This is a genomic window from Nocardia tenerifensis NBRC 101015, assembly GCF_000308715.1.
GTDB classification, from domain to species: domain Bacteria; phylum Actinomycetota; class Actinomycetes; order Mycobacteriales; family Mycobacteriaceae; genus Nocardia; species Nocardia tenerifensis.
Map to the genome: position 1 here is coordinate 22,445 of NZ_BAGH01000061.1, position 26,158 is coordinate 48,602.

At 67.4% G+C, this 26,158-nt stretch carries 18 protein-coding genes and 1 pseudogene; 6 read left to right on the forward strand and 13 right to left on the reverse strand.

Annotated elements, in window-relative coordinates; translation table 11 throughout:
- Positions 1-2 precede the first annotated feature (2 nt).
- Together ON39_RS05360 and ON39_RS05365 are read right to left on the reverse strand one after the other, a co-directional pair.
- On the reverse strand, positions 3-305 hold the full coding sequence (locus tag ON39_RS05360; RefSeq protein WP_040731671.1) for a hypothetical protein: 303 nt from the start codon (positions 303-305) through the stop codon (positions 3-5).
- Positions 306-342: 37 nt separating this feature from the next.
- Complete coding sequence (locus tag ON39_RS05365; RefSeq protein WP_083894258.1) at positions 343-1,182, reverse strand: potassium channel family protein; 840 nt, start codon at positions 1,180-1,182, stop codon at positions 343-345.
- Positions 1,183-1,507: 325 nt separating this feature from the next.
- Here ON39_RS05365 and ON39_RS05370 point away from each other — a divergent pair, with 325 nt between their 5' ends.
- A complete protein-coding gene (locus ON39_RS05370; protein ID WP_040731674.1) occupies positions 1,508-1,780 on the forward strand; it encodes a hypothetical protein in 273 nt (90 codons plus the stop codon).
- A 513-nt stretch (positions 1,781-2,293) separates the two neighbouring features.
- Here ON39_RS05370 and mycP read toward each other — a convergent pair.
- Together mycP and eccD are read right to left on the reverse strand one after the other, a co-directional pair.
- Positions 2,294-3,709, reverse strand: a complete 1,416-nt coding sequence (mycP, locus tag ON39_RS05375; protein ID WP_281278350.1) for a type VII secretion-associated serine protease mycosin — start codon at positions 3,707-3,709, stop codon at positions 2,294-2,296.
- Entirely contained in the window at positions 3,706-5,172 is a 1,467-nt protein-coding gene (gene eccD, locus ON39_RS05380; RefSeq protein ID WP_040731675.1) for a type VII secretion integral membrane protein EccD, read from the reverse strand. The genes mycP and eccD overlap by 4 nt, the downstream gene beginning before the upstream one ends.
- A gap of 199 nt (positions 5,173-5,371) precedes the next feature.
- Here eccD and ON39_RS05385 point away from each other — a divergent pair, with 199 nt between their 5' ends.
- Both ON39_RS05385 and ON39_RS05390 read left to right on the forward strand, forming a co-directional pair.
- A complete protein-coding gene (locus ON39_RS05385) occupies positions 5,372-9,406 on the forward strand; it encodes a type VII secretion protein EccC (protein ID WP_040731677.1) in 4,035 nt (1,344 codons plus the stop codon).
- The gene (locus tag ON39_RS05390) at positions 9,406-10,875 is read left to right on the forward strand and encodes a type VII secretion-associated protein (protein WP_040731679.1); all 1,470 of its coding nucleotides are present in this window, start codon (positions 9,406-9,408) and stop codon (positions 10,873-10,875) included. Before ON39_RS05385 ends, ON39_RS05390 begins: the two co-directional genes overlap by 1 nt.
- 108 nt (positions 10,876-10,983) lie before the next feature.
- Here the strand turns inward: ON39_RS05390 and ON39_RS05395 are convergent, their stop codons facing one another.
- From ON39_RS05395 to ON39_RS05430, 8 genes are all read right to left on the reverse strand, one after another.
- Complete coding sequence (locus ON39_RS05395; protein WP_040731681.1) at positions 10,984-11,286, reverse strand: WXG100 family type VII secretion target; 303 nt, start codon at positions 11,284-11,286, stop codon at positions 10,984-10,986.
- Between the two features lie 40 nt (positions 11,287-11,326).
- Positions 11,327-11,644 carry a WXG100 family type VII secretion target gene (locus ON39_RS05400; protein WP_040731682.1) on the reverse strand — a complete coding sequence of 106 codons (318 nt, stop codon included), beginning with the start codon at positions 11,642-11,644 and terminating at the stop codon, positions 11,327-11,329.
- A gap of 387 nt (positions 11,645-12,031) precedes the next feature.
- On the reverse strand, positions 12,032-13,291 hold the full coding sequence (locus ON39_RS05405; protein WP_040731684.1) for a DUF7373 family lipoprotein: 1,260 nt from the start codon (positions 13,289-13,291) through the stop codon (positions 12,032-12,034).
- Between the two features lie 4 nt (positions 13,292-13,295).
- Positions 13,296-14,483, reverse strand: coding sequence for a DUF7373 family lipoprotein (locus ON39_RS05410; protein WP_146251075.1), 1,188 nt, complete (start codon positions 14,481-14,483; stop codon positions 13,296-13,298).
- 20 nt (positions 14,484-14,503) lie between these two features.
- On the reverse strand, positions 14,504-16,063 hold the full coding sequence (locus ON39_RS05415) for a serine/threonine-protein kinase (protein ID WP_040731686.1): 1,560 nt from the start codon (positions 16,061-16,063) through the stop codon (positions 14,504-14,506).
- A 76-nt stretch (positions 16,064-16,139) separates the two neighbouring features.
- Positions 16,140-17,363, reverse strand: coding sequence for a DUF7373 family lipoprotein (locus tag ON39_RS05420; RefSeq protein ID WP_146251074.1), 1,224 nt, complete (start codon positions 17,361-17,363; stop codon positions 16,140-16,142).
- Positions 17,360-18,520, reverse strand: a complete 1,161-nt coding sequence (locus ON39_RS05425; RefSeq protein WP_246002840.1) for a DUF7373 family lipoprotein — start codon at positions 18,518-18,520, stop codon at positions 17,360-17,362. The genes ON39_RS05420 and ON39_RS05425 overlap by 4 nt, the downstream gene beginning before the upstream one ends.
- 135 nt (positions 18,521-18,655) lie before the next feature.
- A complete protein-coding gene (locus ON39_RS05430; RefSeq protein WP_040731692.1) occupies positions 18,656-19,861 on the reverse strand; it encodes a DUF7373 family lipoprotein in 1,206 nt (401 codons plus the stop codon).
- Positions 19,862-20,006: 145 nt separating this feature from the next.
- Between ON39_RS05430 and ON39_RS05435 the strand changes: the two genes are divergently transcribed.
- Positions 20,007-21,278, forward strand: a complete 1,272-nt coding sequence (locus ON39_RS05435) for an FHA domain-containing protein (RefSeq protein ID WP_040731693.1) — start codon at positions 20,007-20,009, stop codon at positions 21,276-21,278.
- 3 nt (positions 21,279-21,281) lie between these two features.
- On the opposite strand, the gene ON39_RS05440 is transcribed toward ON39_RS05435, so the two are convergent.
- Entirely contained in the window at positions 21,282-22,730 is a 1,449-nt protein-coding gene (locus ON39_RS05440) for a neutral zinc metallopeptidase (RefSeq protein WP_040731694.1), read from the reverse strand.
- A gap of 107 nt (positions 22,731-22,837) precedes the next feature.
- Between ON39_RS05440 and ON39_RS05445 the strand changes: the two genes are divergently transcribed.
- Together ON39_RS05445 and ON39_RS05450 are read left to right on the forward strand one after the other, a co-directional pair.
- The gene (locus tag ON39_RS05445) at positions 22,838-25,315 is read left to right on the forward strand and encodes an FHA domain-containing protein (RefSeq protein WP_040731695.1); all 2,478 of its coding nucleotides are present in this window, start codon (positions 22,838-22,840) and stop codon (positions 25,313-25,315) included.
- 76 nt (positions 25,316-25,391) lie between these two features.
- Positions 25,392-26,158, forward strand: a pseudogene (locus ON39_RS05450) (hypothetical protein); the annotation flags it as partial.

A 26,158-nucleotide genomic window follows, 5' to 3' on the forward strand; every position in this document is an offset into this window, starting at 1 on the left:
TGTCAGCCCCACCAGCCCGTGTACCAACCGCTGGGTGCGCTCGGATCGCCATAGCCTTCCCCCGTGTAAGGAATGCAGTCGTAGACGCCCGGGTAGCCGGCGTTGCGCAGCTGGTTCTGCTTGGCGAGGCACTGGTTCGGCAGTGTGTACGCCCAGTCCTCGGCATTCGGCCCGGAGTTGTAGTAGATCGCGGCCCCATCCGGACCCAGGAACGCCGGCGAGGCGTTGGCCTCGGTCACGGCCAGCGACCCCAACGCCCCGACCATCGCGGCAACATAGGCGGCCTTCAACACAGACTTCGTCATATTTCCCTCCCAACGACGCGCCTGATGCGGTCGTCAACTACTTCGACGCGGGAGGTCGCCGTTCGGTTCCGTCGATCTTGTGATCGCCGAAATCCATTGCCGCCCACTGACGGTCGTCGGTGCGCAGCGCCGCCACCTCGGCGCGCAAGGCTTTGATCTCGTCGACCAGCACGCCGATCTCCCGGTCGGCGCGATCGGTGGATTGCTCGACGGTCTTCAGTTGATCGATCACCCAGCTGGTCGTGGTGCCGATGGCGAAGGAGATCAGGCCGATGCCGAACGTCATCAGGACCAGTGAGATCAGCCTGCCTTCGATAGTCACGGGATAGACATCGCCGTAGCCGACGGTGGTCACCGAGACCGCGGACCACCACAGTGCGTCGCCGAAGTTCAACACCTTCGTCCCCTCCGCGCCGTGTTCCGCGTCGAAAAAGGCCAGGGCGCACAGGAATAGAATCAGTACCGAGCTGGTCCCGACGAACACCGACAGGCGGGTCCGGTGGGTCAGGGTATGGCGGTTCAGCGTGCCGATCACCAGCACCGCCGCCCGCACCAGCCGCAACGGGCGAAACGGCGGAACGAGCACGATCAACAACTCCAGCGGATGAGTCCGCAGGAAATCCCGACGCCGAGTGGACAACCCGAACCGCACCACGAAATCCGCCGCGAACAACCCCCAGATCGCCACATCCACCCGCTCCAGCCACGCGTCCAACCGCGGCGAAGCGCCGGTGTCGAGCACGAACCAGGCATAGACGCCGAGAAAGAGGACTGCCAGCACGCCCATCGGCACCCCGGTCGCCCGCTCCCACGCCTGGCGGCGGCTCAGCCCGTGCGCAGCGGGCGTCGTACTAGCTACTCGTTCATCTTCCGACATGGGCACTACCTGCATTGATCAACTCCGGCACCCTGTGTACCGCAGTCTGCCGTGCGAACGCTACATGCGCCTCGGTGCTTCCCGGACGGCTTGCGTGAGTCGCCGAGCCCAGCCATCGGCCACAGCGACAACGTCCGCCTCCTCGATTCGATCGAGAAAATTCTCGAAACGGGGGAACCGATCGTGATCTTGGTGCGTCAAAGCAAGTGTCAGAACAAGTTTCGGGTGGGGGGATGACGCGTCAGTGCTGCTCAGGCGGCCTGCCGTCGAGATCTCAGCCGAGTCCCGGACGAATGCTCGTCCGGGAGACAGAAGAGGGGAAACAATGAAGAACACCTTGAAGGCGATCGCCTCCGCCTCCGTGCTCGCCGCCGCCGTCAGCGGCATCGGCGTGCTGAGCGCGGGCGCCGCGCATGCCTCGGGCATGTCCTACGACCAGTGCCTGAACGAAGCCGCGAGCCGGCAGGCAGCCTGGGAGGCCAGCCAAGATCCCACCGCCACCCACGCCACCTTCGCCCAGTACTCCTGCGTCCCCGCCGGCGTAGACACGAGCGGCAACCAGCTGTACGAGGTCACCTACACGTACAAGGACATCTGATCGGCCCTCGAGTCCGATAGATCGAGCGGGTAGTAAATCGACCCGCTCATTAGGGCTGACTGCCACCAAGTGCCTCGTGGCAGTCAGCCCGACTTCCGTAGAGAAGTAGTCGCCCCAATATTTGAAATGAAGTAGGACATATGAAGCACACCCGAAAAGTGTTGGCATCCCTCTCTGTAATCGCTTCGGCACTCGGACTTGCGGGAGGGTTTGGGGCCGGGATGGCCTCGGCGCACCCGTCAGACGTCACCGGTTTGACGTACGCGGATTGCGAAAATCTTGCGGCGCAAGAGAACGACCGGCTCAACCGGCAGAGTGACCCGAACCAGACTCATGCTTCCTGGTGGAAATTTGTATGTGTGAGTGATGGAAATGATGGCAACGGGAACCCTCTATACAAAATGACCTTGAGCGGTAGCTTCGTTTAGCTAGTGCTCACAAAACGGCAGATTGTTCAGTGGGTCTCGGCCATGACGGCCGAGACCCACTGTGGTTTCACCGAACATCCCGGTGCTACATGTCGTCGCCGGAGATGCCGAATCGGCGGCGGATCGGGAAGGACGCCAGCATGCCGAGGACGAGCAGGATAGCGACGGTGGCGCTACCGATGAGGGCGATGTTGCGGGCTCGGTGATCGGGCGGCGGTGTGGGCGCGGGGACCGCAAGCTGTGCACTGTGGGGGCTGGCCGGTTGTTTCGGCGGCAGCGTGGGCGGAACCTCGTTGGTCAGCGCGGCGACCGGGTCCACCGCGCCATACCCGACATAGGGATTCCATCCTTCGGCGGGCGCGTGCGCGGTGGCCTCGATGCGTTTGATGACTTCGAGGGCGCTCAGCTCGGGAAAGCGCGCGCGTACCAGTGCGACGACACCGGCGACATACGGTGCCGCGAAGCTGGTGCCTTTCAGGGGTGTGACGCCCTTCTGGTCGTTCACGAATCCGTTGATCGTCCCGGTGCCGCGGGCATCGAGGGAAACGACATCCTCACCGGGTGCTGCCACGCCCACCCACGGGCCGGGCACGGTGAAAGTCGACGGCTGCCCGTCCTTATTGATAGAGCCGACAGTCAGTACATAGTCGTCATAACGAGCCGGGGTGACATTGGTGACCAGGTTTTTCCACAGATCACCACGCGGGTTGAGCGGATCGACTCCCGGGTTGCCCGCGTTGCAAGCCTGTTCCTTGTTGCCTGCGGCGACCACGACCACGACGTTGTGCTCGAGGGTGGCGTATCGCAGTGCGGCTCCTAATGGGCCGTCGGCGGGGCTGTAGATGCCTTCGGTGCATAGGACCAGCGAAATATTGATAACGGTCGCTCCGCGATCCGCCGCCCGCCGCACAGCAGAGGCCAGTGCATTGATATCGCCGTATCCGTCCGGTGGATCTTCGGGTCGCTGTTCGCCCGCCCGGCCGGCTCTCTGGAACAACTTGCTGGTCTGTCGAATCGTCATGATCCGAGCATCCGGCGCAACCCCGGAAAACCCTTGTCCTTCAATAGGTTTCGCGCCGATGATGCCTGCGACAACCGTGCCGTGCGCATCGCAGTCATTGGTGCCGTCACCGCCTTCGGCCACATAGTCGCCGCCGGCATCGAGGTCGGGTAGGCGGGGGTGGCGGGTGACACCGGTGTCGATGACTGCGACGACTTGTCCTGCGCCCGTAGAGAAATCCCAAGCTTTGCGCAGATCAAGGGCCAGCTGCGGCGGGGGAGTGGCCGGACCTTCGCCGCCCTGTTGGGTGCTGACGCATGCGGTGTTGGACTTTTGCTCGGTCTTGTCCGGCGGTACCGCGGGATCACCCGCCGGTAGTAACGCCGGATTGACCGGCGGCGGCCGATCAGCATGCGCCACACCCTGACTCGCCCCCATCCCGAAGGACATGCTCAGCGAGAGCACCGCCGCCGCCGCGCCGGTGCGCAGATACCGGTTCACAGCCCGCGGACGAGGGAGTAGAGGCTGGCGACCCAGAAGACCAGGGGGAGTACGGCGGCGACGAAGGCGTATTCGAGGAGTTCTACGCCGCGGCGCATCGGTGGGGTGGCCGACTGGTTGGGGATGATGATGCCGAGGATGAGGGCGGCGATCAGGATGACCATGGCCGCGCCGAAGACGGCGAGGGGCTGCTCCATCTCGAAACTCGCGCCCACCAACATGATCAACACGATGCCCGCGCCGCCGGCGATGAGTACGACGGCCTGTTCGGCGCCGGCGTAGGTGCGGCTGCGGAACATCAGGACGACCGCGCAGACCAGGGCGAGCGCGATGCCCTGCCAGTAGGGCTCGTCGGACATCGGGTCGGTGCTGGCCAGCGCGCCGATTACGGTGACGAGCGTGGTGGCGGCGACGAGTCCGGCCAGATACATGCGGGCCCGCTCCGACTTGACCCGCAACGCCTCCATGGTCGGCAGCGCGCGGTGATCGTCGGGGTCGTCCTCGGTGGGGTCGATCGGGGTGCCGGGCGAGGGGACCGGCGGCAGCGGCAGTTTGGCCAGCAGCATGGAGATGCGCGGCGAGAGGGCGAGTCCGGCGAGGCCGAGGGCGGAGGCGCCGGCGCCGATGGCGCGCTCCGGCTGCGCGGTGAGCAGGCCGACCAGGGCGGCGGGTACCGCGTAGACCGCGAGGGTGGTCGCGCCGATGAACAACGCGAGCCCGACGCCGCTGACCCGCCACGCCAATACCGCTGTGGCGCCCAGTAATACGGAGCCGAGCAGGATGTGCGGCCAGCCGTAATGGTCGGGGACGTAGAGCATGCCCGCGGTGACCGCGGTCGGCAGCGCGCAGCCGCCGAGCACCAGCGCGGTGGCGGTGTCGCCGTACATCCGGCTGAGCACCATGGCCGCGACGACGAGCAGGATCGTCACGGCCAGCGCGACGGAACCGCTCACGTAGTAGGGCAGCGCGTCGGGGGAGAGCAGCAGGCCGAGACACCCGACGAGCATGGTGAGCGCGGCGAGCACAGAGCCGGTGATCCGCGCGACCTTCGGGGTCCAGCTGCGGTAGTGGTCGGCGTCGGCGATTGCGACGTTGTACATGATGTCGTCGAACAGCGGCGTGGGCGCGGTGTGCGAGGCGCTCTCCAGCATGAGCAGCTCGCCGTCGCGCACACCGTGCTCGCCGAGGCTGAGCGAGTTGGAGAACGGCGGGTGGCCGATGCGCGCGAGCACCCACTCGGCGGGCTCGAAGCGCTCGCCCTCGTTGTCGAAGTCGTTGCTGCGGCTGTGCTGGGCGACCATGTCGACGACGCTCGGAATCACCAGTGCGACAGGCACGTCCACCGGGATCGCCATGTCCACCTGCGTGTGTTTGGCGAGGATGGTGACCCGGGCGAGGTCGGGCGCGCGCACGATGCCGTGCGAGGAGTTCTCATCGATGTGGTCAAGTCGCGCGTGCGTCAAGCTTCCCCCAACTCGTCTTCTACCTCGTATTTTCGCAAACCCGAGAGCCGACGTCGAGTTTGCGAACCCACGCATCGGGCAGCAGAATGCTGGTCGAACTGTACGACATGTCGGCACCGGCCTCTACACTGAGCCGGGATCACCGCAGTCGAGGAGGGGGATTCTCGCATATGGAGTCGAACATCAGCGGGGCGCGGGAATGAGCACCGTCCGGTTCCAGCGTCGAGCGCGCCGCGAGATGCCGCGCTCGCCCGGCGGCGAGGTCACGCTGCAGCCGCCGCCCGAGATCCCCCGGGTGACACCGGGAAACCTGCTGATGAAGCTCATGCCGGTGGTGATGATCATCGGCATGGTCGGCATGATGGCGCTGCTGTTCACCCAGGGTGGCGGCATCGGGTCGAACCCGATGAGCATGATGTTCCCGCTCATGATGATGTTCTCGATGGTCGGCATGTTCGCCGGTCAGGGCGGCGGCAAGGGGGCCAAGGCCGCCGAGGCGAACGAGGACCGCAAGGACTACCTGCGCTACCTGGACCAGGTGCGCCGCGACGTCGACAACACGGCCGCCCAGCAGCGCGCCTCGGTCGAGTGGAGTCACCCTGAGCCCGGCCTGATCTGGATGCTCGCCGGCACCAGCCGCATGTGGGAGCGGCGGGCCGGCGACAAGGATTTCTGCCACGCCCGCATCGGCGTCGGCGGTCAGCGCCTGGCCACCCGCCTCGTCGCGCCGGAGACCGGGCCGGTCGAGGAGCTGGAACCGATCGCGGCCGTCTCGCTGCGCCGCTTCGTGCGCGCGCACTCGACCGTGCCCGACCTGCCGACCGCGATCGCGGTCAAGGGCTTCGCGACCATCGCCCTCGACGGCGATCGCGTCGAGGCCAGGGACATGACGCGCGCGATGCTGTTGCAGCTGTGCATGTTCCAGGCGCCGGACCAGGTGCTCGTCGCGATCGTCTGCGGCCCGGACACGGCACGCGAGTGGGAGTGGACCAAGTGGCTCCCGCACACCCAGCACCCGGACGCGCAGGACGGCATCGGCACCCAGCGCATGTTCTACGGTTCGATCCGCGAGGCCATGGCGGGATTGCAGCCGCTGCTCGGCAACCGGGTCCGGTACTCGCGTAACCAGCCGGCCAACGCGAACATGGTGCACATCGTGATCATCGTGGACGGCGGCCTGCTCGAGGCCGAGGAGGATCAGCTCCGCGAATCCGGTTACGAGGGCGTCACCATCATCGACCTGTGCGGCTACGCGCCGCGACTGGCGGTCTCGCGCGGCATCAAGATGATCGTGGAGAACGGCGAGTGCGTCGGCCGCGGCGCGACCGGCAACCAGGAGCGCTTCGCGCTGATCGACCGGATCAGCCCGCAGCAGGCGCAGCAGGTGGCCCGCAGGCTGGCGCCGTACCGCGCGGCGACCCAGCGCAGCAGCGACGTGGAAACCGATGACTCCGAGGTGATCTCGACCTGGAGTCAGCTGATGGGCCTCGGCGACATCGGCATGTTCAACCCCGAGCACGCCTGGCGGCCCCGGTACGGCCGGGAGCGGCTGCGGGTGCCCTTCGGCGTCGGCGCCGACGGCCTGCCCGTCGAACTCGACATCAAGGAGGCCGCCGAGAACGGCATGGGCCCGCACGGCCTGTGCATCGGCGCCACCGGCTCCGGCAAGTCGGAGTTCCTGCGCACGCTGGTGCTCAGCCTGCTCGCCACCCACTCGCCCGACCAGCTCAACCTGGTCCTGGTGGACTTCAAGGGCGGCGCGACGTTCCTCGGGCTCGACGGTGTCCCGCACGTCGCGGCCGTCATCACCAACCTCGAGGAGGAAGCCGACCTCGTCGACCGCATGAAGGACGCGCTGGCCGGCGAGATGAACCGCCGCCAGGAGGTGCTGCGCGCCGCGGGCAACTTCGCCAACGTCTCCGAGTACGAGAAGGCCCGTGCGGCGGGCGCCGACCTCGACCCGCTGCCCGCGCTGTTCGTGGTGCTCGACGAGTTCTCCGAGTTGCTCACCCAGCACCCGGATTTCGCGGAGCTGTTCGTGATGATCGGCCGCCTCGGCCGCTCGCTGCACGTGCACCTGCTGCTCGCCTCGCAGCGGCTCGAAGAGGGCAAGCTGAAGGGCCTGGAGAGTCACCTGTCCTACCGGATCGGCCTGAAGACCTTCTCCGCCAACGAATCCCGGCAGGTGCTCGGCGTGCCCGACGCCTACAACCTGCCCAACAACCCCGGTGGCGGCTATTTGAAGTCGGACTCCGGCGAGATCGTCCGGTTCCAGGCGTCCTACGTCTCCGGCCCCTATGTCGGCGGCGGCTCGCAGCGCGACATCACCGTCGCCACCCAATCCGGCGACATCGATATCAAGGCCCGGCCGTTCACCGCCACCCACGTGGATTTCCGTGCGGCCGACCGGGTTCCGCTGCCCGCCGAGCCGAGCGAGACCGAGCACCACGGCGAGGACGGCGAGCAGGTCTCCAACGTGCACATGCTGGTCTCGCGGATCAACGGCCACGGCCGCCCCGCCCACGAGATCTGGCTGCCGCCGCTGGACGAGGCGCCGACGCTGGACCAGCTCATCCCGCGCTCGATTCTCACCGGCGAGTACGCGCCCGTGGCCACGCTGCGCGCGCCGATCGGCATCGTCGACCGGCCCTACGACCAGCGGCGTGACCCGATGATCGTCGACCTGTCCGGCGCCCGCGGCAACGTCGCCGTCGTCGGCGGTCCGCAGTCCGGCAAGTCGACCGCGCTGCGCACGCTGATCATGGCCATGTCGCTGACGCACACCGCCGAACAGGTGCAGTTCTACTGCCTCGACTTCGGCGGCGGCACGCTCATGAGCCTGCAGGGTCTGCCCCATGTCGGTTCCGTGGCAAGCCGATTGGACACCGACCAGGTCCGGCGCACCGTCGCCGAGATGACCACCATCGTGCGGCAGCGCGAGCTGCGATTCCGTCAGCTCGGCATCGAGTCGATGGCGGAGTTCCGGCGGCTGCGCGCCATGGATCCGTCCAGCAGCCCGGCCGCGGCCGGCGCGCACGAGGATCCGTTCGGCGACGTGTTCCTCGTGATCGACGGCTTCGGCTCCATCCGTCAGGACTTCGAGCTGCTCGAACAGGTGATCATGAACCTGGCCGTGCAGGGCCTGTCCTACGGCGTGCACATCGTCATCGCGCTGGCCGGTTGGCGCGAGGCGCGGCCCGCGCTGAAGGACCAGATCGCCACCAGAATCGAGCTGCGCCTGGGTGATCCGATGGACTCCGACCTGGGCCGCAAGTTCGCCTCGATGGTCCCGCAGGCCCGGCCCGGCCGCGGTATGACGCCGGACTGCCTGCACATGCTGACCGGTCTGCCGCGCATCGACGGCAGCTCCGACCCGACCGACCTCGGCCAGGCCGTGGCCGACGCGGTGGCGACCATCGCTCGCCTGACCCCCGGCCGTCCGGCCCCGCCGGTCCGCATGCTGCCGGAGGAGCTCCCGCGCGAACAGCTGCTCTACCTGGCGGGCAACTGGCCGTCCCAGGTCGACCGGTCGATGAAGTGCATGCGAATCCCCATCGGGATCAACGAGTCCGAGCTGGCCCCGGTCTATATCGACTTCGCCGTGAGCCCGCACTTCATCATCATCGGCGACACCGAGTCGGGCAAGACGGCGCTGCTGCGCTCCCTCATCGAGGGCATCACCGCGTCGAACAGCCCCGACCAGGCGCGCATCATCATGGGCGACTACCGTCGCTCCATGCTGGGCCTGGTGCCGGAGGGTTACCTCGCCGGATACGGCTCGACCGCACCGCAATTCACGCAGAACATGGTCGATCTCGCCGCCTACGTCAGCAAGCGGACGCCGGGCCCGGACGTCACGCCGCAGCAGTTGAAGGATCGTTCCTGGTGGAGCGGGCCGGAGCTGTATGTCGTCGTCGACGACTACGACCTGGTATCCACGTCGAGCGGCAACCCGGTCCAGGCGCTGGTCGAACACCTGCCGCACGCCCGTGATCTCGGCTTCCACGTGATCATCGCCCGTCGCTCCGGCGGCGCGGGCCGCGCCATGTTCGAGGCGACGCTGGCCAGGATGAAGGATCTCGGGTCGGCCGGTCTGATCATGAGCTGCAGCCGCGACGAGGGTGTGCTGATGGGTACGACCCGGCCGGGCCCGATGCCTCCCGGCCGCGGCACGTATGTCACCCGATCCGGCGAGGGGCTGATCCAGACCGCCTGGATGCCGCCGCCGACCTGATGCCCACCGTCGAGCTCGTCGTCACCGATACGCGCGTGTGGGCGCGAGGTGCGACGACGCACTGGGACGCGCCGCCGTCGATCGTGTTGGGCAGCAACGGGTTCGACCTGGTCGTCGGCGAGCCGCTGAACCCGCCGACCCAGGTGAGTTCGGCGGTGCAGTACGTGCCTGCCGAGGCCGTCGCGTTGCTGCCGCGCCTCCCCTCGATCGTCGACGCGTTGACCGCGGTGTTCGCCGCCGTGCTGGGGAACCTGCGGGTCGCCGCGCCGTGCGAGCGGATAACCCTGATCTGTCCGACCGAGTGGGGCGCGTCGCGGCGGTCGGTCCTCGACCAGGCGGCTCGTCGCTTCACGGCCGATGTCGTGTTCGAGGAGCTCGCGGTGCGCGCGGTCACGGCGGACGAGGGCACCAGCCACAGCCATCGCACGCTGGTGCTGGAGTTCGGCGCCCTCACCACCACGGCCAGCACGGTGCTGCGCAGTCATGAGGGCGCGCACGTCGAATCCTGCGAGCACCAGCCCGCTCTCGCGCTCGCCGAGGTGCTGCCGGAGTCGCGCGGCTTCGCCGACCTGTGCGCCCTGATCGATCGCGTGCTCGACGGCAGGCCCGCCGACCTCGCGCAGTGCGTCGGCATCACCGATGCCGGGACGCTCGATCTGCTCCGCGCGGCCGTGCGGCAGCGGTGCGGGCCCGGTGTCGCGCTGCGGGCACTCGCCGGGCCCGATCTCATTCGCGGCCAGCAGACCGAGCCGATCCGGCAGGCGGAACTGCCGGCCGTTCTGCCGCAGACCGAATGGATGCAGCCGCTGCGCGAGCGCGCCGCCGCCCAGCAGCCGCGCCGCGGGGGGCTCGGGTATGTGGGCGCGGCCGTCGCTGCTTTGCTCGTGGTCGCGGGTGCCGTGGTCGGCGGTGTCGTGCTGTTGAACCGTTCCGACGACACTGCCGCGACCGGGCCCGCTGTCACCTCCGTGCCCGGTGAGCCGGTGCCGAGTGGTGAGACGGGGACGAGCGTCGCCCCGTCGAGCAGTCCGGCGTCGCCCGCCCAGGAGACGTTCGGGCGCATACGCTTTCAGGTCCCCGACGGCTGGCACGTCGCCTCGACACCCGACACCAGCGGCAGGTCGCGGGTGGATCTGTCCCCGGACGATGGTGCCCGGCTACGTGTCACTGTGACGCAAACGCCGGTGGCTCCGGGGGCCACCTATGAGCAGGTCGCGACGAAGCTCGAGTCGCAGATGAACCAGCGGCCGGCCGGTGTGATGTCCGAGCTGAAGCGCGACGTGGTCTACGGTGGTCGCTCCACCCTCGCGTACACCGAGCGGCCTGGCGACGGTTCCACTGTGCGCTGGCATGTGCTGTTGGAGTACGGGATTCAGGTCAGCGTGGGCTGCCAATATGCCGACAACGATTGGCAGTCCTTGTCGACTACCTGTGAGAATTTCGGTAGTTCGGTTCGGGTGATTCAGTGAATTCTGGTGTGCCAGAACAAATCAGCCGACACATTCCTGAACGTGAGCACATAATTCGGGCCCCCGGCAAGTAGCTTGCCGGGGGCCCGAATTGGCCGAGACAGGATCTCAGAAGAGGCCGGCGAGGCTGGTGTCGGTCGCCTGCAGATCCGAGTTGCCGGTGCTGACCGCGCGGCCGGCGGTCTCCAGCGTGGCGTTCAGCTGGGTCACGCTGGTGTTCCACTGCGACTGGAGCTGGGCGAACGCGTCGTTGGCGTCACCCTTCCAGTTGTTGGTCACGAAGTCGGTGACCTCCTTGTGGAAGTCCTCGAGCATGCTCGTGATGTTCCGGGCTTCGGACACGATGGACTGTGCGCCGGCCTCGACCGCGCCGAAGTTGGAGGCGATTGTGCTGGGATCGTTGAATGCCATCTGAAGCTACTCCTTAGTGTCTGGTGGTTCGCCTGAGCGATCAGGGGAGCGTCAGGCTGGACGCCTGCTGCGACACCTGCTGGGCAAACTGCTCGTCCTGCGCCGCGAAGGACTGGCCGGCCTTGGTGAGCTTGTCGGCGGTCTGGTCCAGTGCGTCGTTCAACTTCCGCGCCTGGGCGAAGTAAGACTCCATGAGCTGGTCGAACGCTTGCTTTGCCTGGCCCGACCAGGTAGCGACGGTCTCGTCCTTCTTCCCGTCCAGCAACCTGACTGCCGTCTCGAGCGCTTGATGACGATCCCTGCAGTTTTGCGCGAACTTGGCGATGAGTTCCTTGTCCGCTGAGAGCTGTCCTGCCATTTCGGCTCCTTCTCGGTTTCCCGTCTCGGCCAACGGCGTAAGCCCCTAATTGGCCTGTACATCTGATTGGACGCCCGGTAGGTCTGATCGGTTCCACCCGACTCGAGAAAGTTTGGATCTCCCCCTACGGAGACCAGACTCCGGTGTCCTTTGCCCTGCTCGTCCGTGTCGTCGGGGCCGCGTATGGGCCGCTCGACATGTCACAGACATGGTCATCTTGGCATGCTGCAACGCCAGCGCTCGGCTCCCCTCCTTCCCCCTGCTCGCTGATGTCTTGATGGCGAGTGGGCTGGCTGGCTTGTACCTTACCCAACCACTATGGCTCTCGCTACAGCAGACCGTGGGCATATCGGCAGGAAAGTGTCAGGGATCGGCAGCCGCGGCGGGCTACTGGCTGTTGGCGAGCAGTGCGTACTGCGCTGCGGCACGTTGCTGTGTGTCCAGTAGCTGGGTGCTCCAGACGTAGCCGACGTAGTTTCGGTATCGCACAGCGCAAACGAAGTCTTTGACGTATCTGTCGGTAGGGATCTCGGCGCATTTGCTGTCCGGAACGTTCGACGGCGCTTGGCCGGCATCCGGTGCGTCGAGGATTTTCGACCACAGTGATCGGGCCGAGCCGGCATCCGGTGTTCGAAACAGCAGGCCGCCGTTCAAAGTTCGGCCTGTTCCCTTTCCGAAGCTCTGCGCGATTCCCTGGGTGTAGGTGTTCGTCGACGCGATGTAGGCCGACGAGAAGGCAACTCGTTCGACCTCGGCGTACAGGTCTTTCGCCGTCATTCGGTCGGTCTGCCAGTGCAGGAGTCCGTGCATGTCATATGTCGCCAGCATGCCGACGGCGGGTACGCCCAGCTTGTCCGGGTTGAGAACGCGACGGATCATGCCATCCGGGTCGTTGTCCAATCGCAGGACCTGTTCCGGCGACAAGGCCGAGAGCGTGTCGAGCATCGGGAGCTGGGCCGAATACACTTTCTCGACCAGAGTGGTGAGTTCGGCGAGGTCTGGCCGGGGCGTGGTTATGAAGGCATTCACCACATAGTTGCCGTGTGCGAGAACCGATCCGATCGTCGGCGTTCCTGGCCGCCAATGAGAATGTGCCGCCGGATATTTCGCCAGCTGCACTCGCTCGTTCTGGTCCGGGGCGACCGCGAAATCGGTTTCCTCGAATTCGGTGGCTGCCCGTGCCGCGGACTCGTTGTCCGGGAACTGCATCACGGTCACCGTGGCAAGGGTCGAATCCGGTGGCAAGGCGACGGCGTCCTCCGGCTCCATATCGCTACTGCCGGAGGCGAAACCGAACTGCATCTTGTTTCGGGCGGCGACCGGTACAGCCTGCTCGGCAAGGACGTTCTCGACGTCTTCGGGCTTGGTGATCTCCTGTACGCCGGTGCCGTAGCGCAGGCCGGGGTCGATATCGACGCCGGTCACCACATGATTCGCGAGGCGTGCAATGGCGAGCGCGGTCCCGCTGCGCAATGAGTGACTGTATTCGTAGTACGAGTCCAGTGGCTCGGTGAAATATTGACCGACGTCGAGGGTGCGGACGTCGAGCTCGCCGGCGCGGGGTGTTCCGGTCATCGGTGTGCCGCATCCGGCGATGGTGAGCAGCGTGAAGACCGCGGCAGCGTGCCGTACACGAAGGTTGACCATCGACTCACTTCGCCTTCGAGAGAATCGCGTACTGCGCCGAGATGCGTTGCTGCACATCGATCAGCTGGTCCGACCACACCTCTGCGGTGTAGCGGTCGTAGGACACTACGCAATGAAACCTGGAGGCGAGCGCATGCTTGTCGCGGAGCTCACTGCAGCGCGCATCGGGAAGGTTCTTCGGCGCATCGATCCGGCGTTGTATCTTCCGCAATGTGCTGTGGTTGTCTCGAATAAGCTGCGCGCCCTTCGGGTTCTCGGCGCGGTAGAGGTTCCCGGCATAGTTCGCCATCCAGTCGACCCCGGCTTCCTCGAACAGCTTCTTGTCACTGACTGGGTGTTCGCTCATGTGCAGCGCGCCGGCGCGGTCGTACAGTCCGGGAGGGTTGCGCCAACCGTCTTCATTCGGTCGCGGAAGCGATCGGCCGAGCATTCCGTCGTGATCGAGGGGGACCTCGGTCAGCTTGTCTGTTGGCGTGGAGCGGAACTCGCGCAGCCGGGCGCCGACCGTATCGATACTCTTCTCCGCGAGCGCCACCATCGCGGGTAGGTCGGTGAGACCGAGCGTGGTCTTGGCTTGGTCCATGATCGCGGCGACGATGACGTATTGGCCGCTCGCTTGGAACGACGTCAGCTCCTGAGTGCCTGGCTTGGAGAATGCCAGGGCATCTCGGTGATTGCCGAGGCCGACCGGCTCGGTCAGACCCCGCCGTGCCGCGACGGCCGCAGCCAGATTTGTGGCGGCCAGCGTGGCGGCCTGCTGGTCGGAGAACAACAGCACGGTGTTCTCGAGACTGGTCGCGATCGAGATATCGCTGTCGGAATAGCCCAAGCTGTAGAAACCCGCTATGAAACCGGGTGCCTTCGCCCGGAAGTCGTCGGCGGAGAGCGTGAGGGTATAGACCTGCTCGATGAATCCCATGGTCTTGCTGATGGACAAGCCCGACTGAAAGACGAACCGCGGGTCGATATCCATCGGTAACGGGACGAAACTGCCGAGGCGTTGACCTTCGCTGAGTCGTGCGCGGTCGAAACCAGGCTTGCCGATCTCGCGCGGTGCGGTGGCATAACTACCGACATCGAGCTGGCCGATGTCGACCGCCGGCGGTGGCGGCGACGAGTCCGACCCGCATCCCGCAGTGCACACCGACAGGAGGACTAGCCCGGCGGCCAATGCTCGCAGTGGTCTCCGCATCGTCCCCTCCATCGCCGACGCTATTTCACCCGCTTCTGCAACAGCGGAACCAACTTCTCGAGAAGCAGTTGTTCCGAGGCCGGAGTCCAATTGCGGAACGCGGCAACGGCTTCGGGATCGTCGAGCGGGATAACGGTGGCCCGGGTGCCCGCGACCTGATAGGGCAGGCCGCGAAGGCCGCCGCCTCCGGCCTCTTCGTCGGTGCGGACCGCGAGGACGTAGCTGTCGGACGCCGCCTCGAGCGTTTCCGCCGATTTCATCGCGCGCGGCGACGGCTCGCCGTTCTGCGCCACATAGGCCAAATTGTAGACAAAGCCCAAACTTTCGAGGAACTTCGACTGTGCGGTGCCGCCAAGGAAGATCGAGACCGGTTTGCTCGAGCCGACCATGCGCTGCACATCCACCACCGTGATGGTCTTACCCCGGAAGGCCGGGTTCGTGCCCCGCGGCTGCTCGGTCGACGGTGGAGAACTCATCGCGACGGTAGAGCTGGCCGCGAGCGGGGTGTCGGTGCGGGGGGAGTCGTTGCCGCCGAGCCCCCAGATCCCGATTCCCGCGGCGAGCGCGACGACGACCGCGCCGACTCCGGCTCCGATGACCCATCGCTTACGCGAGCGCGCGGGCGCGTCCGCCAGCGGCTGCGGCCCCGAAAAAGCAACGCGCGGATCGGTATTCGGGCGTGGGTCGAAGACCTGGATGGGGTAGGTGGGGGACGTGCTGGTTGGCGCGGGGTTGTAGCCGGGGATGAGGGCGCTGGCGGCGGCGTCGGTGAATTCGCGGCAGGTGTTGAAGCGCTGGGTGGGGTCTTTCGCCATCGCCTTGGCGAAGACGTGGTCGATGGCGGGCGGCAGGCCGGGGTCGACCGCGGTGGCCGAGGGCGGCGGCTCGTGCAGGTGCCCCATCATGACGAGGGCGGGTTGCGTTGCGGGGTAAGGGTTTCGGCCGGTGAGGAGTTTGAAGAAGGCGCAGGCGAGGCTGTAGATGTCGGCTCGGTGGTCGAGGTGGCCGCCGACCAGTTGCTCAGGCGGGGCGTAGGCGATGGTGGCGACGAAGCTGCCGGTCTGGGTGAGCTCGGTGGTGTCGTCGTTGGACTTGGCGACGCCGAAATCGGTGAGCAGGACGCGTTCCTCGTCGCCCTCGCTGGAGGAGAGCAGGAAGTTGGCCGGCTTGACGTCGCGGTGCAGCAAACCTTTTCGGTGCGCGTAGTCCAGACCCTTGCCGACCTCGGTGGTGATGCGCAGCGCGCGAAGGGGATTCATCGAATGCCGGTCGCGGGTCAGCTCGGCGGAGGCGTCGGTGCCGTCGACGTACTGCATGGCGATCCACAGCCGGCCGTCCTCCTCGCCGCGGTTGTAGACCGCGACGATGTTCGGATGGTCCAGGCCCGCCGCGAGATTGGCCTCCCGCTCGAACCTGGCGCGGAATTCGTGGTCGTTGCTGAGTTCGCCGCTGAGCACCTTCAACGCGTCCATGCGCGGCAGGCTGGGATGTTTCGCCAGGTAGACCGTGCCCATGCCGCCCGCACCCAGCACCCGCTGGACGCGGTACCCGCCCACGATGGTGCCGGGGCTTATCGCCATGATCCACTGTCTCCTGAGTCTGTGCTCCCCACGCGGGAGCATACTGGAACGTTCCCCACGGTCTCGGTGCGTCGCGTCACCGGCTGTTGGCGAAGATCGCGTACTGCGCCGCGGCGCGTTGCTGGACATCGAGCAGCTGGTCTCCGGTGACGAACCCGGCGTACTGGCGGTAGGCGACGACGCAGGTGAACCTCTTCATGTCGAAGTCGTTGGGGTCGCGCCGGTTCTCCACGCAGGCCGAGTCCGGCACGTTCGGCGGCGCGTCGGTGTCGCGCGCGACCGGCGCGGGCGTGCGTCGTTCGGCGACGATCCGCTTCGCCGCGGCCGGGTCCGGCGTCCTGGCCACGATCGTGCCGTCGGAGACGGCGAACCGGTCGGCGTTCATCGCGCCGAAGCGCTGCTTGGCGACGCTCAGATCGTCGGCGTACTGCACGATGCCGCGCAGGTTGTAGAGCGCTTGGCTGCCGATCGAGGGCCGCTCGGTCTTGTTCGGATTCAGCGCGCGGCTCAGCAGATGGTCTGTGTCCCAAGGTAATCGGTACAGTTCCTCATCGGTGAGCGTCGGCAGCTGATCGAGGACGGGAAGCTGTGCGGCATAAGACTTCTCGGCCAGTGCGAGCAGCGCGTTCAGATCCGGTTCGCTGGCGGAGACCAGCACCGCGACGACGTAGGACCCGTGGGCGAGGGTGGCGCGCAGAAAGGGGGTGCCCGGACGCCAGTGCGCGTGGGCGAGGTTGTATTTCGGCAGCGCGACCGGCTGGTTCTGCTCCCGGTTGGTGTCGAGGTCCGCGTCGTAGAACTCGGTCGCGGCCTTGGCGGCACGCTCCGCGTCGGGGAACTGCATCACCATCATGGATACGGCCGTCGCGTGCTCCGTCGTCTTGATCGGCCACGCGGAGGGGATGATCGTCGTCTTCTGATCGAAACCGGTTGTCCGGAAACCGAACAACAGTTTGTTCCGTTCGGCGACCGGCTTCATCGCGCCCTCGGCGCCGAGCTCGCCGGGCAGCAGCCCGCTTGTTATCCCGGCGGGCAGTCGACCGAACTTCAGGTGGGGGTCTATCTCGTAGGCGGGTAATACGTAGTCCGACAACCGCATTGCCGCGATCTCCGGCATGGTGATGAAATCCGGTTGGTAGTCGTCGTCGTGCGCGTTCAGCGGCTCGGTGGGGTAGGAACCGGTATCGAGCATGCGGATGTCGACCTCGGCGGGGCGCGAGGTGCCGGCCACGGTCGAGCCGCAGGCGGTGAGGCCGGCCACGAGCAAGGCAACGAGGGGAAACGCGAGTGCCCGGTTCATCGAGCACTCACCAGCACCGCGTACTCAGCGGAGATCCGTTGCTGTGCGTCGAGGAGTTGGTGTGCGGCCGAGAACGCGGCGTAACGGCCGTGGGCCACCGAACAATAGAAGCGGATCGCCATGCGCGTCCGTCCGATGTACTCCCGGCATTCGGCGGCGGGCAGATTCGCCGGCGACTCCGCGCTTCTGAACCGCTTGGTGAGCCCGCCGATGTCCTTCTGCAACGCGACGGCCGCGGCCTCGTCGCGGGCCCGGTAGAGCTCGACGCCGTTCGACGCGTACCGGTCGGCGCCCGCCTTCTCGAGGTAGCGACGGGTGCCGGGCGGGTCATTGACGAAGTGCAGCGCGGTGCGGGCCTCGAACGCGCCGGGCGGGTTGAGCCACGCGTCCTCCTTCGGCCGGGCGATGGTCCGGTTGAGCATGCCGTCCAGGTCGATCTGGAGACTCATGAGCTGGTCCGGCGGGGTGGGACGGAACTTCGCTATGGACGGGACCACCGTGTCGAGGCTCTTCTCCACGAGCGCGAGCATCGCGGGCAGATCCACCTTCTCCAGAAAGACCTTCAGGTAGTCGAAGATCCAGGTGAAGACGACGAATGTGCCGGTGGCGTACCAGGATCCGATCGACTGCCGCTGCGGCTGCCAGTGGGCCTGGGCCGCAGAGTATTTCGGGATCGCCACGGTGACGTTGCGGTCATCGGCCGCGCGATCGGCTCGTTCGAGGGCCGCGGCCGCGTCGGCGGCCTGCTGTTCGCTCGGGAAGATCAGCACCGCGTTCAGCAGGTCGATGCCCCTGGTGTCGGCGTCGGTCCGGCCGTAGCTCTGGAAGCCCGCGACGAAATCCGGTGCGGCCTCGGCGAACCGGTCGACGGCCATGATCTTGTCGAGCGCGAATTTCGGGTCGGTGAAGACCGTCGGCACGAACGGATTGCCGTGGGTGAACCGAGGGTCGATGTCCATCGGCGCCGGCACGAAATTGCCGAGCCGTTCCGCCTCGATAATGCGGGCCTGTTCCAGGGATTTCACCGCGCCCAATTGGCGCGGTTTCGTGTCGTAATTCCCCACGTCCAGCTTGCCGATATCGACCTCGGGCGGGGTGGTGACGGTCGGCTCCGCGGAATCGCAACCGCCGCCGACAATCGCGAGCACTACCGTCATGAGCAGGGCATACGCCGTCCGGCGCGGCATCGAGTTCGCGCGGAGCTGCAACATCCTCCCCTAACGGCTGTGGTTCCCGCGGAATCCTACGTCACCGCGGGCCACGGCACCCGGCCACGATGTTCGTGGTCGGCGTCACAAACTGTTCGCGAGCAGCGCGTACTCGGCGGCGACTTTCTGCCGGACATCGGGTTCCTTGTCGCTGGTCACGACACCGACATAACGTTTGTACGAGACGTAGCAACGGAACTTGTATTCGCGGTCCGGATTGCCTTCGCCGTTGAGCTGCAAGCATTTCGCGCCGGGGACGTCCTTCGGTGCGCCGAGCGTGTCGTAGTGGGCGCCCTCGCTGTCGAGCAGGGCGTCGGCGAACCGCTCCGCGGCGGCGGCGTCCCTGGCGCGGGCGACGTAGCTGTCATCGGCGATGGCCTGGCGGTCGACGCCCGTCTCCTCGATCAGGCGCAGGCGCGCGGATTCGTCGTCGGCGCGGTGCACCATGTGGTGCGGGCCGTAGACGGCGAAGGCGGCGACGTCGGGCACGCGGCCGGTGCGGTCGGCGACGGCGACTCGGGCGAGCAGCCCGTCGGGATCGGTCTTCAGGTCCTTGATCCTGTCCTGCGGCGTCGGCTGGAACTTGTCGAGCTGGGCGACCTCCGCGCCGAGGGTCTTGTCGATCCAACCGGCCAGATCGGTGCCGTCGGTGTGCGGGCGCTGAATGAACAGCGAGACTACGAATTCCTTATAGGCCATGAAGGCGCCGACGGTGGGAACGCCTGGGCGCCAATGGATGTAGGCGTCCGGGTACTTGGTCGAGGGCAGCTTGCGGTTGTCCGGCGAGATGGCGATGTCGACGTCCTCCAGCTCCCGGGCGGCGAGCTTCGCGGTCGCCTGATCGGGGAAGCGGAACAACACGGTGGTGACCGCGGTGGCCTCGGGAGCCGGGTTGGTCTGTCCGGCGGGGTCGGGCCGATCGGCGCCGCTGGCGGCGTAGCCGACGAGCAGCCTGCGCTCGTCGAAGACGGGCTTGGAGGTCTTGGCGACGAAGTCGAGGGCCTGCTCCGCGTCGGCGATCACGGTGCTGCCCCGGCCGACTTCGAGCGACGGGTCGATCCGCACGGACGGGACCACCGCCTCGGACATCCGCATGCCCTCGAGCAGCGCGGCTTTCTCGCCGGGGTCCTGGGGGTACCTGTGCCGGTCGACGGCGTAGTCGCCGACTTCGAGCTGACGGACGTCGATCTCGCCCGCCGTTGCGGTGCCCCGCACGCCGCCGCATCCGGTCAACAGACCGGCCAATGCGATACACGACGCGGCGAGCGCGATCCGCGATGTCCGAACCATGACGGGTCCTCGTTTCCTCCACGTGCTGTTCCTGAAGTTACCGGACGGACGCCTAGGACGGGGATCGATAGTTGTGGGATTGCAATACCCTGGTTTCTGTGACAGCGACCCCGAACCGCGCGCTCGACAGAGGCCGATTCCATTGATGGATCGGCAGGTCGAGGTTGTCGTCGGTGGTCATGCGGTCGCACGTGTCGCGGGGGCGGTCGTGGTGGTGGCCCATCGCGGCCGCGGCAGAGTGACGCAGGATTCGGTGGCCGTGCGCGCGCTGGAATCGCTCGCCGAATTGGTCCGGGAGGCGACCGAGCACGAGCCGAAGGGGCCCGGTGCGCTGGTGGCGCGCCAGGCGACGCGGTGGCTGATGAAGCACGCCGAACAGATCAGTCCCGGCGAGCCCGTCGATTTCGGGATTCTGTCGACCGCGGAGAACGGCGGGGTCGCGATCTTCCTGCACGGCGCGGTGACGGCGGTGCTGGCCGGCGCCGACTCGATCGACCGGTATCGGGGCGGCGACGCGGCGTTCACCGTCGATCGCGTGGCCGGCGTGCCCGCGCGCGCCGTCGCGTTGTTCGTCGACGACGCGAAGGGCCGCGTGCCCGAAATACCCGTGCAACGCGGCATCGGCCGGCTGGTCGAGGGCATCGCGCAGGCGGGCGGCGCGATCGTCTGGTCCGACGAGGTGCCCACCCGCGCGCTGCCGGTACTGCCGCGCACGGGAACGCACCGGCACGACGACGAGGAACGGCTGCCGACCGCGCGCATCGACCACGACCCGCCGCAGCGGCGAGAACCGCAGCCGGACAACGAAACCCAGGCTTCGATCGGCACCCACGATCCGCATCAGGCGCAGACCCAGGTGAGCGGGACCCACCCCGCCCCGCCGCCCGATCCGGATCTGCAGCGGCGCTTGGAGGCGACGGCCAAGGCCACCGCGCTCACCGTCAAGGTGATGGGATTCAAGTGCGCGAGAGCGCATCCCAGCGACCCGCGCGCGGCGTTCTGCACCGTGTGCGGCATGCCGGTGGACCAGACGCAGCCGCTGATCGAGGTGGTCCGGCCGCCGCTGGGCATGCTGATCCTCGACGACGGCATGACCTACGTGCTCGCCGCCGACGCCGTGATCGGCCGCGACCCAGAGCATTCCGAGGCCGCCCAGCGCGGCCTGGTGCCGCTGCGGGTGGAGGACTCCTCCGGCGGCATGTCCCGCGCCCACGCCGAGATCCACCTGCTGAACTGGGATGTGACCGTGGTGGACCGAGGCTCGACCAACGGCACCCGCACCCGCCTACCCGGCTACCGCGACTGGATTCGCCTGGCCCCCAACCAATCCATGGTCCTGGTGCCCGGCGCCGAGGTCATGCTCGGCAACCGCGTCCTGCGCTTCGAGCACGCGGCCCCGCCGCCCTTCGGGCGTTAGGCATCACGAATACCGTGACGTACAAGTCTTCTCGCCGTTGATCACGCCGGCGCGGAACGCGTCGACGCGGGCGAAGCCGCTGCGCACCGTGTTGCCCTCCACGTCGCTGGCCGCGAGTCCGTCGGTGAGCAGGCCGGACACCGCCTCGTCGAGATCGCCTGCCGCGAGGCCGATATCGCCCTGCGCGACGGGCCGGTCGGGCAGCGCGAGCTTGCCGGTGACCACGCCGGCCAGGCAGGCCGCCCGCAGCCCGGTCTTCGCACCGACGAGCTGCTGTCCCCTATTCTTCTGCACCGCAAGGGTGTAGCGGGAGATGAAGACGATGTAGCCGTTGTAGTCGCCGGTCACCTTCAACGGCAGCGGGTCATCGACGTCCCAGTTCGAGGTGCCGCGCTGGGCGAGGGCGGGAATGTCGGTGCCGATGGTGTTGCTCTCGGCGCAGTAGCTGACCGGCTCGGTGGCCACGCCCTTGGGGCAGGCGATCTTCGCGCCGGAGTAGTCGTAGGTCGGCGCCGGCTGCGTCGGCAACAGCGCGGCCAGCGCCTTGCTGAGTTCGATGAGCGTGTTCTTGTTGATCTCGTATTCGCCGCGACCCGTGTCGTTGCTGAAGTCCTTCGGCAGATTGCCGCGACGCTGCTTGATGTCGTCGATGTCTATTCGCTTGCAGCCCTTGGCCCCATCGGTGAAACCGATCTGCACCGCGGTGACGCGTTCGAAGGCCGAGCCGTGCACGCTCTCCGGATCGTCGGGGTCGGAGTCGCGGATGGCGACGGTGGCGGCGAGGACGGAGTTGAGTCCGTCGGAGGTGTTGATGGTGAAGTGCTTGGACTTGCCCTCGGCGACCGAGCGCATGAACGCGCCCGCGAAGCAGTCGGCCTGCTGCTCCTTCACGATCACCGGATCCTTGGCGCCGACGAGCCTGGCCATGGTCTGCACCGCGTGCCCGTATTCGTGCGCGAGCACCATGACGACGGCCATCTTGCCGAAGGTCTCCGACATGGCGGGCAGCAGCACGGAGCGGTCCCAGCCGATGGAGTTGTCCAATCGGCAGTACGCGGCGTTCACCAGATGAAAGGTGGTCTCCTTGCAGAATTCCCGGGCGTCGCTGCGTGGCGCCTTCGCGCTCCAGGACAGCAGGGTGTCGACCGGCTTGAAGTCGCCGCTCTGGAACTCCTTGCCGAACTCGGCGCGCCAGTAGCTCTGGATGTCGTCGACGGCGTTGAGCGCCAGGGTGTCCTCGGGTCCGCCGTCGCCGTTGACCGCGGTGAGCGAGCTGTCCTCGACGCCGGGCCGGGGCCCGCTCGGCCCGCTCGTGGTCGGCAACCCGGCGACCTTGAACGGGTCGTCGTAGATGGAGACGGCCCGGCCGTTCACCAGCCTGGTGCAGCCCGCGACCAGCACAACGACGAGTAATGCGGCGGTAATGATCGCCGTCGCACGGACTTTCGGCAAGGCTCCCCCTGATCGGCCGGTATCACGTTCACATCGGTCGCCGGATCGGGGCATAAGGCGCATCGGGGGCACCGCCGATGTCCGGGTGATGGAATAGTATCCGCTGCATGTCTTCACCGGGGGCGCAGACCATCACCGTGCGCCATGATGGAAACGAACGAGTATTCGATTCGAGCCAGCAGGTCACCATGGGCCGTGCGCCGGAGGTGACGCTTTTCGTCGACAGCCCGCTCGTCTCCCGGGTGCACGCGACGCTCGCTTGGCAGGGTAGCGCCTGGGTGCTGAGCGATAACGGAAGCACGAACGGTGTGTTCGTCGACGCCCGTCGGCTCGCCCAGCCGGTGTCCATCGACCGGCCGACGCAGGTGCGTCTCGGCGACGCGATCAGCGGGCCGCTGCTGCACTTGCTACCGGCCAATCCGCAACCCCCGCAGCGGCCTTCGATGCGGCCGCCGCAGTCGGGCCAGCAGCCGATGCCGCCGATGTCGGGCCAGCGGCCCGCCCAGCAGTTCCAGCGCCCGGCGTATCCGCCGCAGGACGCGTCGCCGCAGGTGAACATCAATATGACCACCCGGGCCGACACCTCGAACATCCCGCCCGTGCGGGCGCGCGCCTCGACCGCGCCGATCGCGCGAGCCGACCGGCTGCCCGCGGGCGGCCTGGCCATCGGCCGCACCACCGACAACCAGATCGTCGTCAACGATCCGCTGGCCTCGCGCAGGCACGCGCGCCTGGTCGCCGCCGCCGACGGGCTCACCATCGAGGACCTCGGCTCGGCGAACGGCACGTTCGTCAACGGCCACCGCCAGCAGCGGGCGGTGCTGCGCGAGCGCGACATCATCACCATCGGCAACATCGACTTCGTCGTGCAGCAGGGCACTTTGGTGCTGCGGCAGAAGCCGATCGCCGAGCAGGGCCTGGCCGTGCACGGGGTCGGGTTCACCGTCGAGGGCAACAAGCAGCTGCTCGTCGATGTGAACATGCAGGCCAGCCGGGGCACGCTGACCGCGCTGATCGGCCCGTCCGGCGCGGGCAAGTCGACGCTGTCCAGATTGATCGCGGGCACCACCCGCCCCTCCGGCGGCGTCGTCACCTTCGAGGGCCGCAATCTGCACGCCGAGTACGAGGCCCTGCGGTCCCGCATCGGCATGGTGCCCCAGGACGACGTGCTGCACCGGCAGCTCACCGTGCGTCAGGCGCTGGGCTACGCGGCCGAGCTGCGGCTGCCGCCGGACAACAGCCGCGCGGATCGGCAGCAGGTGATCGACGGTGTGCTGAAAGAACTTTCGCTCACCGAGCACGCCGACACCAGGGTGGACCGGCTCTCCGGCGGCCAGCGCAAGCGCGCGTCGGTCGCGCTGGAGCTGCTCACCGGCCCGTCGCTGCTGATCTTGGACGAGCCGACCTCGGGCCTGGATCCGGCGCTGGACCGGCAGGTGATGGTGATGCTGCGCGAGCTGGCCGACGCGGGCCGCGTGGTGATCGTGGTGACCCACTCCATCGCCCATCTCGACATGTGCGACCAGGTGCTGCTGCTCGCGCCCGGCGGCAAGACCGCCTACTGCGGCAACCCGGCCGGCGTCGGCGCCGCGCTCGGCACCAGCGACTGGGCGGAGATCTTCGCCAATGTGGCGGCCAATCCGGACCAGGCGTTCGCCGCCTATCGGTCCAGGCAGGCGTTCGCGCCGCCACCGCCGCCCCCGCCGCAGCAGTACGGACCGGCCGGCTCGCCGCCGCAATCCAGTGGCGGCAAACAGTTCTCGACCCTGTCACGCAGACAGATCCGGCTGATCCTGGCCGACCGAGGCTATCTGGCGTTCCTGGTGGTGCTGCCGTTCATCCTCGGCGCACTGTCGCTCGTGGTGCCGGGTAAGGACGGATTTCAGCGCGGCGCGCTCAAGGCGCTGCCGGACGGCACCTTCGTGCCGACGGGCGGCGGCGAGACCCAGCAGCTACTCGTGGTGCTGATCCTGGGCGCCTGCTTCATGGGGTCCACGCTCACGGTGCGTGACCTGGTCGGCGAGCGCACCATCTTTCAACGCGAACGCGCGGTCGGGTTGCTGCCGTCGGCTTATCTGACGGCGAAGATCGCGGTGTTCAGTTTCACCGCGCTGCTGCAGTCGGCGGTGCTGGTCGGCATCGTGCTCGCGGGCAAGAAGCGGCCGGGCGAGGGTGCGGTGCTGGCCTCGGGCAGCGCGGAGCTCTACATCGACATCGCGTTGACCGCGGTGTGCTGTGTCGTTGTCGGCCTGCTGCTTTCGTCGCTGGCGAAGTCGAACGAGCAGGTGATGCCGCTGCTCGTGGTCGCCATCATGGTGCAGCTGGTGATGGCGGGCGGCCTGATCCCGGTCACCGGCCGCGTCGTGCTCGAGCAGGTGTCCTGGCTGTTCCCGGCGCGCTGGGGCTACGCGGCCGGCGCCGCGACGGTGAACATTCGCGAGGTGTTCCTCAACGCGCAACCCGACGCCCTGTGGGAGCACACTGCGGGCATCTGGGCCTTGGACGTCGGCGTGCTGCTGCTGATCACCCTGGTGCTGGCCGTCATCACCTGGCGGCGGCTGCGACTGAAGTCGTCGGCGGCGTGATGGGCGAACGATTTTCGGGCCCCGACCGGGGGCTGCGGACAAGAGCAAGCATCTCGGCCGCACACCAGGCACACTTATGCCTGTGACGGTGCGAGTAGGGGCAGTACATCTCGGCTGGGATGTGGTGTCCGTGGCCGCGGGTGGCGGTGGCACGCCGATCCGCCCGGTCCAGGTGGAGGGTATGTGGACACCGCCGGCGTATCTGCTGGCGGATTCGTCGGGTCGGTTGCACACCGCGGGCGTGGATCGCCAGCGCCCCGACCTAGGCATGGCGATCGCCGACGTGCGCGACATCCTCGGTCACCCGCAGATCGTGGTGGCCGGGGCGACCTGGCCCGCGGAGCTGGTGTTCCGGGCCAGGATGTACAACCCGCTCGCGTCCATCGGCAAGCACCTGCGCGGCAAGCCGGACCTGGTCGCGCTGCCGTTCCCGGACGGCTGGCCGGACGAGAAGGTCGAGGTGTACGCGGGGTTGGTGGAGAAGCTCGACGTGACCGTCGAGCCGCTGCCGGAGAGCGTCGCGCTGTCGGGCTATGTGCGCGCGCTGGGGTTGGTGCACGCGCCGGACCAGGCCAGGCCGCACGGCATCGGCGCGACCGGGGTGTACTCCGACGGCCGGACCGTGCTCGTCGTGGCGGTGCACGGCGACGACGAGCAGCCGACCGAATCGGTCGACGTTCCGGTGACGGTGGAGTCCATGCGCGACGCCAGGTCCGCGGACAACGTGGTGATCGAGGTGATGGCCGCGGCCCGCGCGATCGGCGCGGACACGTCGACGGTGTTGCTCTCGGGCAACGTGTGCTTCAACGACGCGCTGCGGCTGGCCTTCCAGAACCATCTCGG

What these genes read in the sequence shown, in the direction of transcription:
- ON39_RS05360 (WP_040731671.1), bottom strand. Translation starts at nt 305, where the DNA reads ATGACGAAGTCTGTGTTGAAGGCCGCCTATGTTGCCGCGATGGTCGGG.
- ON39_RS05365 (WP_083894258.1), bottom strand. Translation starts at nt 1,182, where the DNA reads ATGTCGGAAGATGAACGAGTAGCTAGTACGACGCCCGCTGCGCACGGG.
- ON39_RS05370 (WP_040731674.1), top strand. Translation starts at nt 1,508, where the DNA reads ATGAAGAACACCTTGAAGGCGATCGCCTCCGCCTCCGTGCTCGCCGCC.
- ON39_RS05385 (WP_040731677.1), top strand. Translation starts at nt 5,372, where the DNA reads ATGAGCACCGTCCGGTTCCAGCGTCGAGCGCGCCGCGAGATGCCGCGC.
- ON39_RS05390 (WP_040731679.1), top strand. Translation starts at nt 9,406, where the DNA reads ATGCCCACCGTCGAGCTCGTCGTCACCGATACGCGCGTGTGGGCGCGA.
- ON39_RS05395 (WP_040731681.1), bottom strand. Translation starts at nt 11,286, where the DNA reads ATGGCATTCAACGATCCCAGCACAATCGCCTCCAACTTCGGCGCGGTC.
- ON39_RS05400 (WP_040731682.1), bottom strand. Translation starts at nt 11,644, where the DNA reads ATGGCAGGACAGCTCTCAGCGGACAAGGAACTCATCGCCAAGTTCGCG.
- ON39_RS05405 (WP_040731684.1), bottom strand. Translation starts at nt 13,291, where the DNA reads ATGGTCAACCTTCGTGTACGGCACGCTGCCGCGGTCTTCACGCTGCTC.
- ON39_RS05410 (WP_146251075.1), bottom strand. Translation starts at nt 14,483, where the DNA reads ATGCGGAGACCACTGCGAGCATTGGCCGCCGGGCTAGTCCTCCTGTCG.
- ON39_RS05415 (WP_040731686.1), bottom strand. Translation starts at nt 16,063, where the DNA reads ATGGCGATAAGCCCCGGCACCATCGTGGGCGGGTACCGCGTCCAGCGG.
- ON39_RS05420 (WP_146251074.1), bottom strand. Translation starts at nt 17,363, where the DNA reads ATGAACCGGGCACTCGCGTTTCCCCTCGTTGCCTTGCTCGTGGCCGGC.
- ON39_RS05425 (WP_246002840.1), bottom strand. Translation starts at nt 18,520, where the DNA reads ATGACGGTAGTGCTCGCGATTGTCGGCGGCGGTTGCGATTCCGCGGAG.
- ON39_RS05430 (WP_040731692.1), bottom strand. Translation starts at nt 19,861, where the DNA reads ATGGTTCGGACATCGCGGATCGCGCTCGCCGCGTCGTGTATCGCATTG.
- ON39_RS05435 (WP_040731693.1), top strand. Translation starts at nt 20,007, where the DNA reads ATGGATCGGCAGGTCGAGGTTGTCGTCGGTGGTCATGCGGTCGCACGT.
- ON39_RS05445 (WP_040731695.1), top strand. Translation starts at nt 22,838, where the DNA reads ATGTCTTCACCGGGGGCGCAGACCATCACCGTGCGCCATGATGGAAAC.